Source organism: Brevibacillus laterosporus (assembly GCA_007833815.1).
Lineage (GTDB): Bacteria > Bacillota > Bacilli > Brevibacillales > Brevibacillaceae > Brevibacillus_B > Brevibacillus_B laterosporus_D.
Window position 1 is genome coordinate 2,419,529 of record CP033464.1, and the last position, 16,986, is coordinate 2,436,514.

Annotated in this window: 13 protein-coding genes and 1 riboswitch; of the genes, 12 read left to right on the forward strand and 1 reads right to left on the reverse strand. The window is 41.5% G+C overall.

The features are described from left to right. Positions 1-7: 7 nt before the first annotated feature. The 11 genes from obgE to EEL30_12820 all read left to right on the forward strand — a co-directional run bounded on the left by obgE (position 8) and on the right by EEL30_12820 (position 13,070). Positions 8-1,285 carry a GTPase ObgE gene (gene obgE, locus EEL30_12770; GenBank protein QDX93099.1) on the forward strand — a complete coding sequence of 426 codons (1,278 nt, stop codon included), beginning with the start codon at positions 8-10 and terminating at the stop codon, positions 1,283-1,285. Positions 1,286-1,321: 36 nt separating this feature from the next. Further along, on the forward strand, positions 1,322-2,068 hold the full coding sequence (locus tag EEL30_12775) for a PilZ domain-containing protein (protein QDX93100.1): 747 nt from the start codon (positions 1,322-1,324) through the stop codon (positions 2,066-2,068). A 430-nt stretch (positions 2,069-2,498) separates the two neighbouring features. Further along, entirely contained in the window at positions 2,499-2,945 is a 447-nt protein-coding gene (locus EEL30_12780) for an ACT domain-containing protein (protein ID QDX93101.1), read from the forward strand. Between the two features lie 28 nt (positions 2,946-2,973). Beyond that, entirely contained in the window at positions 2,974-4,299 is a 1,326-nt protein-coding gene (locus EEL30_12785) for a homoserine dehydrogenase (GenBank protein ID QDX93102.1), read from the forward strand. Further along, entirely contained in the window at positions 4,292-5,350 is a 1,059-nt protein-coding gene (locus EEL30_12790; protein ID QDX93103.1) for a threonine synthase, read from the forward strand. The genes EEL30_12785 and EEL30_12790 overlap by 8 nt, the downstream gene beginning before the upstream one ends. 17 nt (positions 5,351-5,367) lie before the next feature. Then, on the forward strand, positions 5,368-6,306 hold the full coding sequence (locus EEL30_12795; protein ID QDX93104.1) for a homoserine kinase: 939 nt from the start codon (positions 5,368-5,370) through the stop codon (positions 6,304-6,306). A 36-nt stretch (positions 6,307-6,342) separates the two neighbouring features. Beyond that, a complete protein-coding gene (gene pheA / locus EEL30_12800) occupies positions 6,343-7,215 on the forward strand; it encodes a prephenate dehydratase (GenBank protein QDX93105.1) in 873 nt (290 codons plus the stop codon). Positions 7,216-7,274: 59 nt separating this feature from the next. Then, positions 7,275-8,156 (forward strand): branched-chain-amino-acid transaminase, encoded by an 882-nt coding sequence (gene ilvE, locus EEL30_12805; GenBank protein ID QDX93106.1) that lies wholly within the window; start codon positions 7,275-7,277, stop codon positions 8,154-8,156. A 125-nt stretch (positions 8,157-8,281) separates the two neighbouring features. Beyond that, entirely contained in the window at positions 8,282-10,012 is a 1,731-nt protein-coding gene (safA, locus tag EEL30_12810; protein ID QDX93107.1) for a SafA/ExsA family spore coat assembly protein, read from the forward strand. A 24-nt stretch (positions 10,013-10,036) separates the two neighbouring features. Beyond that, positions 10,037-11,032 (forward strand): serine kinase, encoded by a 996-nt coding sequence (locus EEL30_12815; GenBank protein ID QDX95758.1) that lies wholly within the window; start codon positions 10,037-10,039, stop codon positions 11,030-11,032. A gap of 223 nt (positions 11,033-11,255) precedes the next feature. Then, positions 11,256-13,070: a glycerophosphodiester phosphodiesterase gene (locus tag EEL30_12820; protein QDX93108.1), complete on the forward strand. Its 1,815-nt coding sequence runs from the start codon at positions 11,256-11,258 to the stop codon at positions 13,068-13,070. Positions 13,071-13,182: 112 nt separating this feature from the next. Here EEL30_12820 and EEL30_12825 read toward each other — a convergent pair whose 3' ends face one another. Beyond that, positions 13,183-15,681 (reverse strand): bifunctional 2',3'-cyclic-nucleotide 2'-phosphodiesterase/3'-nucleotidase, encoded by a 2,499-nt coding sequence (locus tag EEL30_12825; GenBank protein QDX93109.1) that lies wholly within the window; start codon positions 15,679-15,681, stop codon positions 13,183-13,185. Between the two features lie 294 nt (positions 15,682-15,975). Between EEL30_12825 and EEL30_12830 the strand changes: the two genes are divergently transcribed. Then, positions 15,976-16,581, forward strand: coding sequence for a BofC protein (locus EEL30_12830; protein QDX93110.1), 606 nt, complete (start codon positions 15,976-15,978; stop codon positions 16,579-16,581). A 234-nt stretch (positions 16,582-16,815) separates the two neighbouring features. Then, positions 16,816-16,920, forward strand: a riboswitch (purine riboswitch). Positions 16,921-16,986: the final 66 nt, after the last annotated feature.

Genomic DNA, 16,986 nt, shown 5'->3' on the forward strand with positions numbered 1-16,986 from the left:
CAATTTTGTGTTTGTTGATCAGGTAAAAATTTATGTAAAAGGCGGAGACGGTGGTAATGGAGCCGTTTCATTCCGTCGTGAAAAGTATGTAGCACTTGGAGGACCTGCGGGTGGAGACGGCGGTAAGGGAGCAAACGTAATTTTCGTCGTGGATGAAGGTTTACGTACGCTGATTGATTTCCGCTATCAACGTCATTTTAAAGCAAAACGTGGTGAGCATGGTAGAACAAAAGGGATGCACGGAGCTGGATCAGATGATATGATCGTTCGTGTTCCTCCAGGTACTACCGTGTACGATGATGATACACAAGAGGTGATTGCTGACCTTATTGAACATGGTCAACGTGCAATCATTGCCAAAGGTGGCCGCGGCGGACGAGGTAACATTCGTTTTGCCACGTCTTCTAATCCAGCTCCAGAGATTGCGGAGAACGGTGAACCAGGACAAGAACGCTATATTCGTATGGAATTAAAGCTGATTGCTGATGTTGGCTTAGTTGGTTATCCGAGTGTAGGAAAATCGACGCTACTATCTTCAGTAACAGCAGCGAAACCTAAGATTGCTGCTTACCATTTCACAACAATCGCTCCAAATCTAGGTGTAGTAGACTTAGGTGAAAAAAGCTTTGTTATGGCTGATTTACCAGGACTTATTGAAGGAGCTCATGAAGGAATTGGGCTTGGTCATCAGTTTTTACGCCATGTTGAGCGTACAAGACTGATTGTACATGTGATCGATATGGCATCGACTGAGGGTCGTGATCCATACGAAGATTATCTTCAAATTAACGAAGAACTTAAACATTACAATGCCCGTATGGAAGACAGACCACAAATTATCGTGGCTAATAAAATGGATTTGCCAGATGCAGAGGTTCATTTGCAGGCTTTCCGTGAAAAATGTCCAGATGTGAAAATATATCCGATTTCTGGTGTGACTCGTCAAGGTGTACAAGATCTCATGTATGCGATTGGCGATCTACTTGAAACGATTCCAGATCGCTTTGAAGTAGAAGAAGTAGCAGAAGTAGAAGAGAGAGTTGTGTTCAAAGCAGAACCAGAAGAAATTCCTTTTGTCATAACAAGAGACAATGACATATTTGTGGTGAGCGGTGACAAGCTTGAGAAACTGACGAAGATGACTAACTTGAACAGTTATGACTCTATCCAGCGTTTTTCACGTTTGATGCGCACAATGGGAATTGATCAGGCTTTGCGTGAGCGTGGTGCGAAAGACGGAGATACTGTTCAGATTGGTAAATTCGAATTTGAGTTCCAAGAGTAAACTTTGGTTAAAAGTGAGTGTGATGAGATGGGGACTATGGGGGAAAACAGACAGCTTGCACGAGGTACCATTGTACACGTATCGCATGAAAATCAATTCGTTGCTTTAAAGGATGCCATGATAGAGTACCAGAAGGGGGATTATTTGCTATTCTCTTATATTTCAGAGCAGGCAAATCCTTCTTTTCTGGGTAGTATCCTTCATGTGCGTTTGAATGAAGGTCAGGAATATCAAGCCTACGAGGTTTTCACAGAAAAGGTTGCATGGCCAGTTGTTATTTTGGGGCTACTGCCAGTACGCTTAGAACCGGTAGATGGAGAATTGAAGCAACAGCCTACTGCTTCTGTTGTAAGTCCGCAGGATACTACTCGACAAGCTATCCTAGCGAAATTAAAGGGAAGCAAGCATGAAGAATCCGCTCTCACGAATGACCAGCCTGTTGATGGAGAAAATCAGGCGCAACAATTGGTTAAACCTGACTTTATTATTAATGTTCCTTACAAGCGAATGGGAGCTAAGCCAAATGAAGAGTTGGGAGAGGGAGTACTCCTTAGCTTTTCAGAAAGGGAGCTACATGTAGGAACGGATGGTTATTTGGCTAAGGGAGATTTTGTGAATCTCTCATTTGTAATTCCACGTACGAAAACGGAAGTAGTAGCCATGACCAAAGTAATTCAAAAGCAGTTTGATAATAATATTACCATTGTTACGCTCTCCATCACAGATGTCGATCCTACTCAGCATGCTGAGTTAATCGCCTATCACAAGACTATGTTAGCTTAAACTGTAATAAAAGGCACCCCGTTTTTAAAACGAGGTGCCTTTTTTGTGCGCGTATATCAACCCCCGCGCTCGTTGTCTATCTGATAATTTGGAGAGACTGCCATGCGCTTCTCATCTAACTTTTTTCCGAATTGATCCAGGGATCCTGGTTTCCCCACACCATTGTGGTTACGTCGTTGGGATTTATCCGATTTTCCACGTCCGCCCATTCGTTACACCTCCTTTAGTAAAAGTACAGCAGTAAGATAACAAGATGCTGTATGACTGGAAAAACATGGACAGCAAAGGGGTTTTGCCTATTTTGCTATCAAAGCCTAGTGTGTACGTTGATAGAAGCTTTCATGTAATCCGCTTTTTGGGGTTGTCAGAGTATCGTAGTCAGCGTATAATGTCCTTTATAAGAAAACACTTGTATTTTTCAGGAGGACAAATGAGCAGACGAGACGAAAAATTCTACTTAATTCGAGCGGACATCCTCCCAGAATCGATTGCGAAGACGATTGAAGTAAAAAAACTGTTGGAATCAGGCGAAATTGATACGGTAAATGAAGCGGTCGAACGGGTTGGGCTTAGTCGCAGCGCTTTTTATAAATACAAAGATGCGATTTTCCCTTTCAATGCCATGATGAGTGAAAAAATTATGACCGTTAGCCTTAATCTGGAACATCGTTCAGGCATTTTATCGAAAGTATTACAATTTGTAGCAGAAAAGGGCGGAAACGTATTGACCATTAATCAGACCATTCCATTACAAGGAATTGCCAATGTTGCGATGTCAGTAGATATGGCTCAGTTGCATATGCCCACAACCGAGTTTTTAGATTTACTAGAAAAATTACATGGTGTGCGCAAGGCAATGATTGTTGGCAGAGGATAAAGGTGAGGACAACTAAGGAGGCGTAAACATGGAGAAAAAGCAGGTAAAAGTAGGCTTGATGGGACTTGGAACAGTGGGAACGGGTGTGATTCGGATTGTGGAAGCTCATCAGGAGGATTTGTTAAACCAAACGGGTCTAGGTATTGAAATCCATAAAATTCTGGTGCAAGACAAAGAAAAAGCACGTAGTGTAGCGATCGATCAATCGAAAATTACCGTCAACCCGGATGACCTTTTAGAAGACCCAGATATCGATGTCATTGTTGAGGTGATCGGTGGCATACAGCCTACAAAAGATTACCTATTGAAGGCTCTAGCACAAGGCAAGAATGTGGTAACAGCCAATAAGGATCTTATGGCGCTACATGGTGCAGAGCTACTGCATAAAGCGCAAGAAAAGAGTTGCGATGTTTTCTATGAAGCGAGCGTAGCCGGAGGAATTCCTATTTTGCGGGCCTTGGTTGAAGGCTTTTCCTCTGATAGAATCACCAAAATGATGGGAATTGTCAACGGTACAACTAACTACATCATGACCAAAATGAGCAAAGAAGGTGCGGAGTATCATGAAGTGCTGGCTGAAGCTCAAGCCCTTGGATATGCAGAATCTGATCCTACTGCTGATGTAGAGGGATTTGATGCGGCACGAAAAATGGCAATTCTCTCCACACTGGGCTTCCGTGTCCCGATGAATTTGGAAGATGTGCAGGTAAGAGGTATCAGCCAAGTGAGTAAAGAGGATATTGCCTATGGGAAAAAACTAGGATTTGAAGTAAAGCTACTTGGCATTGCACGTCGTGACAATGATGAAATTGAAGTTAGCGTACAACCTACGATGGTTCATAAGTCTCACCCGTTAGCTTCTGTGAATGGCGTGTTTAATGCGGTGTATGTACATGGAGAAGCAGTCGGAGAGACGATGTTCTATGGTCCAGGAGCTGGTGAGATGCCAACAGCTACAGCGGTTGTTTCGGATCTGGTTACCGTTGTGAAAAATATGAAATTAGGTGTTAATGGACGTGGAGCAGTGGCACCTTATAAAGAGAAAAAATTAAAGACTGATGATAAAAAATTATCGAAATACTTTATGCGTTTGATCGTTGCAGATAAACGTGGAGTCCTTGCTCAAATTACCAACCTACTAGCCGAGAAAAATGTCAGTTTAGATCAGGTCATTCAACAGCCATACCAAGATAGCGGTCAATCCGAAATTGTAATGGTGACACACACTGCCTCCAAATTCGATGTTACATCTGTACTCCAAACACTTGAAGGAATGGATGTAATCAGCGAAATCAAGAGCTACTATCAAGTGGAAGGTATCGATAAGGAAGCAGGTGCTGTACATCATGAGTAAGCATAGACTAGGAATCATCACACATTATAAAGAATTTTTGCCTGTATCAGAAAAGACACCATTTTTGACATTACATGAGGGTAACACTCCGCTGGTTCATGCAGCCCGCTTGTCTGAAGAATGGGGCGTTGAGCTCTACTTTAAATATGAAGGCTTAAATCCAACCGGTTCTTTTAAAGATCGGGGCATGGTGATGGCGGTTGCCAAAGCGGTAGAAGAAGGAAGCAATACCATTATGTGCGCCTCGACAGGCAATACATCCGCTGCCGCAGCTGCTTATGCGGCTCGTGCAGGATTGCGTTGTATCGTATTGATTCCTGATGGCAACATTGCACTTGGGAAATTGGCTCAAGCGATTGCCTATGGAGCGGAAGTCATTTCGATTGACGGCAATTTTGACGAAGCGTTGCGAATTGTACAACAAATTACAGCAGAAGAACCTATTACGTTGGTTAATTCAGTAAATCCTTACCGAATTGAGGGACAAAAAACTGCTTCGTTTGAAATTTGTGATCGTTTAGAGGGTGCTCCTGATATTCTAGCTATTCCAGTTGGAAATGCAGGTAATATCACGGCATATTGGAAAGGCTTTAAAGAATATAAAGCCGCAGGAAACATTACTACCTTACCGAACATGTATGGCTTTCAAGCAGCAGGATCAGCACCGCTCGTCCTAGGACACCCTGTAGAACAACCAGAAACGATTGCGACAGCAATTCGCATCGGCAATCCGGCTAGTAAAGAGGGAGCTTTACAGGCATTGAAGGAATCAGATGGGCGCATTGAGAGTGTAACAGATGAGGAGATTTTAGAAGCGTATCAGTTATTAGCAAAAAAAGAGGGAATCTTCTGTGAGCCAGCCTCGGCAGCTTCCTTTGCTGGTATCATTAAATTACATCGGATGGGACAGTTGGCAAAAGGAGCACGTATTGTTTGCGTATTAACCGGCCATGGCTTAAAAGATCCTAGCATCGCGATTAAGACAATTGCCAATGAACCAGTGAAAGTACCTGCGACAAGAGAAGATGTCATGGGGCTGATTAAAAAGTAAAGTAGGTGTCGAACAACATGTCTATACAGAGAGTTAGAGTGCGAGTACCCGCTAGCACAGCCAATCTGGGCGCTGGTTTTGATACAATCGGTCTTGCCTTCCAACTTTACACAACCATAACCATGAGCATCGCTGACCAGACCACGATTCGACTTGTGGGAACAGAACTAGCTAGCTTACCTCAAGATAAAACGAATCTACTTTACGAAGTAGCGGCCTTCTTATTTGAGAAGGTCTCGCTTCCTATTCCTGAATTAGCAATTGAGGTAGAGACGGAAGTGCCCTTGACTCGAGGGCTCGGTAGTAGCGCAGCAGCAATTGTTGGTGCATTGATAGCAGCAAATGTTCTGGCAGGTGGACCGTTTACGGATGAACAGTTATTTACGATAGCAAGTCGCTGGGAGGGGCATCCGGATAATGTAGGGGCTTCACAATTCGGTGGCCTAATCGTTGCGGCTTTACCTGATCGGGAAGAGGTGCAAGTTCCTTATGCTAAATTTTCGGTACCTGAGCGCTTGAAAACGCTAGTAATTATTCCAGATTTTGAATTACCAACCCATCAAGCAAGGGAAGCGCTACCTGATCAATACTCCCGTGAAGATGCTGTTTTTAATATTTCGCGGGCAAGCTTATTGATTGCTGCGTTTGCCCAAGATCGTTTGGATTTATTGGCTACTGCTATGCAGGATCGCTTGCATCAACCTTATCGTACAGCACTAGTGCCAGGTTTGTCCGAGATTGTGGAAAAAGCCCCGAATCATGGTGCCCTAGGAGCGGCTTTGTCAGGAGCAGGTCCGACTATACTCTGCTTTTTTGAAAATGATGAAGCAGAGCAGAGACTTCTACATTTTATTGAACAAGTCATGCAGAAGCATCAACTAAGTTATTCCACCATGGTGCTCCTTCCTGATGATAATGGGGTAATCATTGACACAAGCCCTGTTTGTACAGCATAATGCATAGAAAAACATCAGATGGGAGCATGGAGTATAATGGGGAGAACACTAGCTTTTTTAGGACCATCTGGCACATTTACAGAGGAGGCAGTACGTCATTTGCCGATTCAGGAGGAGCTTTCAACTCGACCATATGCAAGCATCCTGGATGTGCTTGAAGCAGTTTACACTGAACAGACCGATTTTGGTGTAGTACCCATTGAGAATTCTATTGAGGGAACGGTCAATTTGACAATGGATGGCCTGATACATGGTGAGGAACTGCCTATTTTAGCAGAATTAGCTTTGCCGATCACACAGCATCTGTTAATGGCAACTAGGCAGGAACCTCTACCTTTACAACAGATTACAAAGGTCTTATCTCATTCGCATGCCATTGCTCAGTGCCGTTTATTCTTACAAAAATACTTGCCACATGTAGAGATTGAATATACCAATAGTACGGCTATGGCAGCTAAGTTGGTAAGTGAACAACCTGATCAGCCATGGGCAGCTATTGGAACGAGATTAAATACAGAGATATACCCACTTTCCTTCGCTCAAGAGAGCATTCAGGATTACGCAAACAATTTTACGAGATTTGTGCTGGTGGGACAAAGTCAGTTAGAATTGCCACTATCTGATAAGCACAAAACAACCATTTTGGTCACCTTGCCCGAGGATTATTCAGGTGCATTATATCAGGTATTGGCAGCATTCGCCTGGCGTAAATTGAATCTGTCACGTATTGAATCACGTCCTACGAAAAAAGGCTTAGGTAGCTATCATTTTGTATTGGATATTGTGCAAAGCATGGATGAGATTTTAATGCCAGGGGCTTTTGCGGAAATAGAAGCATTAGGATGCCAGGTTCGGGTACTTGGTAGCTATCCAGTGTTCGCCTATAGGGGTATAGGTGAAAAGAATTGACGCTATACATCCTGTAGATTTATACTATTCAAAAACGTTAGAAAAAGGGTGAAGGTAGCATGGCGCAGCAGTTGATCTACTTAAACGGTGAATTTGTAGAAAAAGAAAATGCAAAAATTTCTGTCTATGATCATGGCTTCTTGTATGGCGATGGAATCTTTGAAGGCATTCGTGTTTACAATGGTAATATCTTTCGCCTCCAAGAGCATATCGAACGTCTATATGAATCAGCATTATCCATCATGCTTGTTATTCCCATGAAGATTGAAGAAATGATGGATGCAGTAGTCGAAACCGTTAGAAAAAATGAACTGCGTGATGCTTATATACGTCTAGTAATCTCGCGTGGAGATGGGGATTTGGGTCTTGATCCTCGTAGCTGTAAGCAGGCAAATGTTGTAATTATTGTGGAACAACTTCGACTCTTTCCACAAGAATTATATGAGACAGGCTTAAAAATTGTGACAGTTCCAACACGTCGAAACAAACCAGACGCATTAAATCCAAAGATTAAATCATTGAACTATTTGAACAACGTTATGGTTCGTATGGAAGCTAGTATGGCTGGTGTTAGTGAAGCATTAATGCTCAATAGTGAGGGCTATGTAACAGAAGGTTCCGGCGATAATATTTTCCTTGTAAAAAAAGGTGTCATTTACACCCCTCCTACATATCTAGGCGCATTGGATGGTATTACGCGTCAAGCTATTATGGATATCGCTAGAAAGCTAGAATATGTAATTAAAGAAGAACCATTTACTCGTCACGATGTGTATATTGCTGATGAAGTTTTCCTGACAGGAACAGCTGCAGAGGTTATCTCTGTATCTGAGGTAGATGCTCGGGTCATTCGGGACGGAAAGCCGGGTCCTGTCACGAAACAACTATTGGAAGAATTCCGCCGCTATGTACAAGAAGACGGTGTAAAAGTATACGAATAAGGGTAAAGGGTTGAAAAACCGAAAGAGAAGCAGAGCCAGCATATTATTGTGGCTCTGTTTTTTTATGTAATAAATAGAACAGGAGCAAAACGCCTATAGGTGCATAACATGGTAGGGACTCAAGTATGAGAGGAGAGGCAGTTGTGAAAATCCATATCGTACAAAAAGGGGACACCATGTGGAAAATCGCTAAGAAATATGGTGTCGACTTCCAAGAGCTGTTGGAACTCAACAAACCAACAATAAAAAATCCGGATAAAATCATGCCTGGCATGAAAGTGAAAGTTCCAACTGGTACATCAAGGAGACCGGGAATGGAGCAGAGGCCCCCAAAAGAAAGACCGATGAAAGAGAGGCCTGTACCACCCGAAGTGCCAAGCAAGGAAAGACCTATACCTCCTGCTTATGAATCACCAGAGATGCCAGAACCGGAAGAAAGAATGTCACCCGAGCAATCTCCGGTGACACCTGCACCACAACAAGAATGTCCTGCACCACAACAGGAATGTCCTGTACCACCAGAGATGCCAGTGCCGCCTAAGGAAAGACGCAGGCCATTACCGATCGCACCATTGCCGATTCCACCTTTAAAAGAGATGCCAAAACTTCGACCAAAGCCTATTCCAGTACCAATTCCAGTGCCAATCCCAATCCCAGTACCAAAACCAAAACCGGTTCCAGTACCAAAACCAGCTCCCTTACCACACCCTATGCCGTTACCACCAAAAAAAGAAATGCCAAGACCGATGCCAATGCCGCAACCACAGCCACAACGCCCTGTACCAGTGCCACAACCAGTACCAAGACCAATGCCCATTCAGCCATCGCCGCCTATGTACCAAGTACCATTTTGTCCGCCACCATACGCTCCAATGTATCCACCAGCTGTAGCTCCTTGCCCACCTTGTGGCCATCCAGGTTATCCGGACTATTCTTCAACTACTTCCAGCTCGAATAGCTCAAATCAGGCAACAACCACGAGTCCTTCTAGCACCAGTTGCACGGATTATAACGCTCACTCACATTATCGACCAAAGGAGGCAGATAGCTACACTTGTCATGAAAGTAGCACTTCCCATGGTTATCAATGGGAAGAGTATGATTGTGCTCCAGAACATAAGCCTGCTTATCCTTATCCACCTATTTGTCCAGTGCCACAGCCATATTCTCAAATGCAACCATATCCGCATATGAAGCCATATCCGCATATGGAGCCACACCCGCATATGAAGCCACACCCGCATATGAAGCCACACCCGTATATGAAGCCACATCCGCATATGGAGCCACACCCGTATATGAAGCCATATCCGCATATGGAGCCACACCCGCATATGGAGCCACACCCGTATATGAAGCCACACCCGTATATGAAGCCACATCCGCATATGGAGCCACACCCGCATAAGAAGCCACATCCGCATAAGAAGCCACACCCGCATAAGAAGCCACATCCGCATATGAAGCCACACCCGCATAAGAAGCCACACCCGTATATGAAGCCACACCCGCATATGGAGCCACACCCGCATAAGAAGCCACACCCGCATATGGAGCCACACCCGCATAAGAAGCCACACCCGTATATGGAGCCACACCCGCATAAGAAGCCACACCCGTATATGGAGCCACACCCACATATGAAGCCACACCCGCATAAGAAGCCACACCCGTATATGGAGCCACACCCGCATAAGAAGCCACACCCGCATAAGAAGCCATGCCCGGATCTCTCTTCCTCACATACGTATGGACAGCATCCCCATCACATGCCTATCAATCTCAATTTACCCCGTCCAGAAATGTGGCCTAAATGGGATAAAGGTCATGAAGAATCCTCATCGACGATCTGCTGAAGGTAAACAGTAGAGATGGTAGAGATGGACGTTAACTTTATGAAAGCGTTAGAAAAAGCGTTTCGCTGCAAAATATATGGGATTAAACCGCAACGGAGCGTTTTTTCTGTTCGCACCGATCGAGGGGCATGGATTGTCAAAGGGTATGCGGAAGAAGAGAAAGCCCTATGGGTTACGCATTTAGCAGACGTACTACAAGAACAAGGTTTTTATCATACCGTGAAATACGTAGCGAACTCCTATGGTCAAAAAGTGCAGCCGATTGGAGAACAGTTTTACACCGTAATGAAAGAAATAGACGGTAGAGATGCCACTTATGCGAACGTAGGAGATCTCAAAAAATCAGCCGCTGCATTAGCGAGATTCCACCGAGCTGCAGAGGGTTTCCCCACTGCCCCCTTTGTTTCTGAGATAGAAATTGGGAAACCACCCCTTTTGGAGAAGTGGAAGAGGAGACTGGAGCAATTTCAGCGAATCTCCAAGCGAATTACTTTGCGTGGTCCACAGAATCGTTTTGAACTTATGGTTGAGAGCATGGCAAAAGAGATTAAGCGAGAAGGTCAAGAAGTATTGCAGGCAGCTTATCAAATGCCAATTAGTCAACACATGGAGCAGGCTCATTATTATGGTACCCTGGCTCATAGAGATGTAGCTAGTCACAACTTTTTAATTAAGGAATCGGGTAGCTGTTACTTAATTGATCTGGATACGGTTGCTCCTGATATGCAGATCGTGGACCTTGTTCAGATGGCAAGTCGTATGCTATTTTTGCATGAATATGACAGAAAGGTCTATCATCAGGCAATCGAGTCTTACCACAAGGTTAAACATTTATCCGACGATGAAATTCAAATCATTTATCACCTACTCCGCTATCCAGATAATCCGTTACGTGAGATTACAGGAATATACAACAAAATACCTGGCTACCGGATAAAAAGTGTCACGCATCTATTGCAAATGGAGCGAAAATTAAAACATGAGCGCAGAAGGTTTTTTAAAGGAGGTCAATATGGATGAAAGGGCGACACAGGTCGCCCTTTTTTGTACAATTGAAACAGTACTGATTGACTCCAGGTGATGGAAATCATTGCGTTTTCATTATTTGAAGCAGTTATCATTTCTATCAAAACTTTACTTACAAATAATTCTTATCCTATAATTATAGGATGATTTCATAACTAAACGATCAGACAAATAGGACATAAAAGATAAAGATGGTGAGTTGTAAGGAGAAAACGGGATGAATTTATTTAAATACGCTTGGAAAACCTTGAAATATTCTTTTTGGAATATCTTGTTATTCGAAATTATGTACCGTTTTTTAACCATTGTGGTCGTGCTTCCATTCTTATCAGTAGTTTTGAAAAACTTGATTCATCAGAGTGGATATACCTATGCGGCAAATGAGAATCTTTTGTATTTTTTTCTTACGAAGTACGGGATACTAGCTATTGTGTTGTTGATGACATTTTCTGTTCTGATTATATTTTACGAATTTGCAGTTTTAATTTTGCTGATCTACTATGCTGGTAAGAGACAAAGAGTGCATTTACGTTTTGTCTTACGCAAAGCGTTGTCTCCTTTGCAGGCACTTTTTACTTTTTCATTGCCCGTTTTTGCCCTCTATCTACTATTATTGCGTCCTTTAATGAAATTAGGGGTTAGTAGCACTTTGCTTCCTACAGTAGCTATCCCTAATTTTATTACAGGAGAATTATTTAAAATGGAATATGGTATTTTTCTGTATGTTGGTGTTCTTTTATTGGTATTCTGCATTAACATTCGCTGTATGTTTGCTTTGCCAATTATTGTGCTGGAGGAAAAAAGCTTTTGGCAAGCGGCTAAAAAGAGTGGAGAAATTGTAAAAAGAAATGTAGGGCGTATTATTATTGTAGCCCTTTCTACGATTGTAGGGCTTTTCTTATTATTCTTGTCCGTAGATGGGGTTTCTGCACTCTTGTATCGCCTTTCTACATCAACAAGCAATAGTTATGTGGCTGCCTTAGGGGCCATTGTGTATACGCATCTAATCTATATTTTTGCCATTTTTTTGACACCACTGATGTTATCCATTATGACTTGGTTTTATATTAGCAAAGCGGGGGAGCAAGAGATTCGTGTAATGAATGACCCTCATGTATGTGCTGATGAGAATCCTTCGTTTGTAAAAAGACATAAGTACAAATTACTTATCAGTTACATGGCTATTGTTAGTGTGGTGATTATAGCGGTCGTCAACTTTCTATATGTGTTTCCTGCTTTTGAGCATAAACCATTAACTATGGGACATCGGGGCTCTACAGAAAAAGGTGTAGAAAATACACTGGAAGCTATACAAGGGGCTATAGACGAGCATGCAGACTATGCTGAGATTGATATTTTACAGACAAAAGATAAACAGCTTGTTGTTATACATGATACTAATTTGTCACGCCTTGCTGGAATCGATAGAAACGTGTACGAGATGACGCTAGCTGAACTAAGAGAGGTTACACTGCAACAAGGAAGATTTAGTGGAAAAATTAGTACATTAGATGAAGTCATCAAATTTGCTAAGAATAAAATAAAATTAAACATTGAAGTAAAACTACATGGACATGAACAAGAAAAGGATGTCATCACTAGCTTGCTACGCATCTTAAAAGAAAATAATTTTGAACAAGAATGTATTATCCAGTCCTTACACGATACAGTGGTTTATAATGTAAAGAAAACAAATCCGAGTTTACAGGTAGGATTTGTACTCTTTGCTAACCGAACAGGCTTAAAGGACTTACCAGGTGATTTTTTCGTAATGGAGGAATACATGGTGAACAAGTCTGTGTTGAAGGAAGCTAAAGCATTGAATAAAGCAGTTTATGTATGGACAGCGAATAGTTATGATTCCATTTACACCTTCTTAAAAATGGGGGTTGATGGGGTTATTACGGATTATCCTGGTTATGTACATGAGGCGATATGGCAGATTACGGAAGAACAGAAGCAGTTCGGTCCATTCCGAGTGGCGACAGAGACGATGGAGTCGATATTTGAGAAAATTATTCGTATAGAGTAGGGAGGAGAGGAGATTCCTCTCCTTTTTCTTTTTTCTACTATTTTTCTACTTGCCTTACCCTACAGAAAAAAGAGAAAGGGAAAATTCCCCTTCTCTTCATAGATCGATCGATTTACTTAATTGTTACACCGAAAGTTTCTTCCAAAAGACCTACTGGTAGGAACAGACGGTTTTTCACTATGTCAGAATCAACTTCTACTGTTTTACCATTAGCAACTACTTCAGAAGCACCGAGTACATAAACAAGCTTGGAATCGCCTTTAGTCAAGGTAACAGTTCTTGTTTTATTATCGTAGGCTACTTGAATGCCTAAACCCTCAGCAGTTGTGCGAACAGCAACCAGTGTATTTGGATCCTTCTTAGGCTCTTCTTTTTTCACTTCTTCTTCTTTAGTTGTTTCTTCTTTCTTAGGCTCTTCTTTTTTCGCTTCTTCTTTAGTTGTTTCTTCTTTCTTAGGCTCTTCCTTTTTCACTTCTTCTTTAGTTGTTTCTTCTTTCTTAGGCTCTTCTTTTTTCGCTTCTTCTTTAGTTGTTTCTTCTTTTTTAGGCTCTTCTTTTTCTACTTCTTCTTTAGTTGTTTCTTCTTTTTTAGGCTCTTCCTTTTTCACTTCTTCTTTAGTAGCTTCTGTAGAATCCGCTACTTTTTGAGTTGTAGTGGAAAGGTCAATGCTATATTTAGCAAAACCATTTTCGCCTTCACCCAAGTATTTGATGTATCCAAGCTTTTCAGCAAATTCTTTTGCTTTTGGAGAAGAAGTTAGCGTTACTTTTACGTCACCTTTGATTGGTGCAAACCCCCAGTTTCCATCAGCTGTTGGGTTGATGGATTTTTGAGATTTGATGTAGTTAATTAACACTTCGCGGTTTTCGTCTGGAGCATCGATGATTACGTTAGAACCGTCGATACCAGGGAAATTACCACCACCGAAAGCACGATAGTTGTTTGTTACCACAATAAATTTTTGTTTAGGATCAATTGGCTTACCTTTGTATTGTAGGTTAACTACACGGTTTGCTTTTTCATTTACCAAAGTACCTTTGATGTCGTAACGAGATGGTTGAGTCAGATCGAATTGATATTCTACACCATCCAGCGTGTCAAAGTTATAAGTTGGGAAAGCATCATTAACCAATGCTTGCTCTTCTTTTTTGCTTGGATCAATTTGGTTAAATTGTCCAGCAGAACGCTCCAACCATTCTTTAACTTGATTTCCATCGATCATTACAGCTTTGATTGTATTTGGATAGATGTACAGGTCAGAAACATTTTTTACAGCAATAGTACCAGCTTCGATATCTGTGTAGTATTCAGCACCGTTACGTCCACCTGCTTTAAATGGAGCAGCAGCAGACAAGATTGGGGTTCCTTCGAATTCAGTTCCTTGTGTTGCTTTTTCTGCCCACCATATTTGTGCATTTGAAACGATTTGGACAGATGGATCGTCATTAACTAATGCAAAGAAGCTGTTGATGGAAGCTTTCGTTTGACCAACTGGTCCACGAACATAGTCCAATGTGTTTTCATGATCTTCTTTCACAGCACTGAGAATATCTTTGTCAGCTTCTACAAGTGCTTCTTTAGTATCTACATCGTAAATTGGACGAGCTTCTGTTGTGGAATCAACTACTTGCCATTTTCCATCTGCTTGTTTAAGAGTTAGGTCGATAACACCTAAGTGATCGCCCCAGAATCCTGGCATAACAGAAGGGACGCCATTGATGGTACCTTTTGCTGTGTCAACGCCTTCAATACCATCAAAATCTTTACTTGGGAACAGCTTGTGAGCATGACCAAACAAGATAGCGTCAATGCCTTCTACGTTACTTAGGTAGTAAACTGCATTTTCGTCATTTCCTTTTGCTGGAGCTTTTTCAAACCCAGAGTGAGGGATAGCAACAATGATGTCTGCGCCCTCTTTTTTCATTTGAGGAACGAATTTGTTAGCAGTTTCAATGATGTCTTTAGCAATTACTTTACCTTCTAGATGACCTTTGTCCCAAGCAGTTACTTGTGGAGGAGCAAATCCGATTGCGCCGATTTTAATAGTAACTTCTTTTCCGTTCTCATCTTTTACTTTCTTTTCTAAGATATGGTAAGGAGTGAAGTAATTTTTGTCGTTGTCTGGATTGTTATCTTTGTCGTCGATATAGACGTTAGCATTTACATAAGGAAATTTTGCGCCTTTAAGTGAAGCTTGAAGATAATCAAGGCCAAAGTTGAATTCGTGGTTACCGATGTTACCTACATCATAGTCAAGTAGATTCATCGCTTTGTATATTGGATGAACCTCTCCATCTTTCAACCCTTTTTCATGAATGAAATCGCCAAGTGGATTTCCTTGAATCAAGTCACCATTGTCAAACAAAACACTGTTTGTAACTTCTCCACGTGCTTTTTTGATCAAGGTAGCTGTTTTAGCTAGACCAAATTGGTCAGTTGGAGCATCTTTATAGTAGTCATAGTTCACTACGTTTGTGTGGATATCTGTTGTTTCCATCAAACGTAATTTAATAATACTTTCTTCTGCTGCACCTACATGAGCTGTGGGAAGAGCAAACATGCTAAGTACCATAGAGGTAGCTAGCACACTGTTTAGATGTGTTTTCTTCAAGTAAAAGGCCCCCTTAAAAAATTATAAAATGTTGAGAATTGGACAAGTTCGATCATATCACAAGTTTTTATTTTTCAACAGATAAATTGGACGTAATAACACAAAATTTATGAAGATTTCATAGGTAAAATAAGAAGCGATACACAGAAAAAACGCTTTCATTAACAAAAATAACGAATAATAATATTTTTTTTAAGATTAATATCCGTATTTGTTTCGTATCCGACTATTGTATAAAACTCTTTAGAGATGGAGAGTATAGGAGAAAACGCCATCTAAAGGGGTTTTTCTGCTATGTTCAAATTGTTACGCCCAGCAAGACTGAAATGGAAATGGCTAATGTTGTTTCTTATGTTATCAGTAGGTTTGGTACTTGGGTTTTGGGCTTCTCGCCTTGAAATGAAGCTTACCAATCAAGAAGGTAGAAATAGTATGTCATCCCAGTTTAAAGGGGAAGAAAGCGTTCCTGTATTCTCGATGCCAAGACAGGTTGTCTTAACACGTACATATGTATGCGGAGTGACAGGTGAGGAGAAAAAAGAAGTAAGAGAAAACACGTTAGATCAAATTTTGAAACCTTATGCCGGTTGGGAATTGGTTTCGGTTCAACCTGATCATATTGTGCTACATAAAGAAGAGAATGATCTTGCTCCTATTTGTAAAGAGAATGGCTACTTTGGTTTGTCGCCAGACGGCTTCTTAACCTTTTTTGACGGCTTGCCAGACTACCAGAAAGTGATTCAAACCTTCTACCAAATTAACACGGATAGTATGAAGGCGAGCCTTTCTAAAGAAGAGATTGGGCACTTATATAAAGGTATACGTGTGCGTGACCTAGCTGAATATAACAGTATTTTATCTACTTTTAGCGAATTCCAACGACAGATTGAATCTCATTAAACAAAAGATCGGCTAATATATCATCTAAAAAACAACCAGCTTCTTCCGAATAGATGTATGGAGACAGTTGGCTGTTTTTTGATTGAAACGAACTTGTTTAAATTTTATGAGAGGATAATGAGCAGTTAAACTGTTCAGTTCTATGAAATCGCTTCCTATTAATAATAGGAAAATGTGTTTGATAGCTAGATGCGTTTGCTGCTTGTCGAAAAATAGTGGGTATGTTACAGTGTACCTATTCAATTTCAGATGACTCGTATAATTCGTGGGGATATGGCCCATAAGTTTCTACCAGATGACCGATAATCTCATCTGACTACGAGTGAAAGTGCATCTAGGGTTCCGTTTTTGTCTCTAAAGATTTTTGACAAAAGGCTGGTCCGAGCGATGCAAGCTTTGTACGCA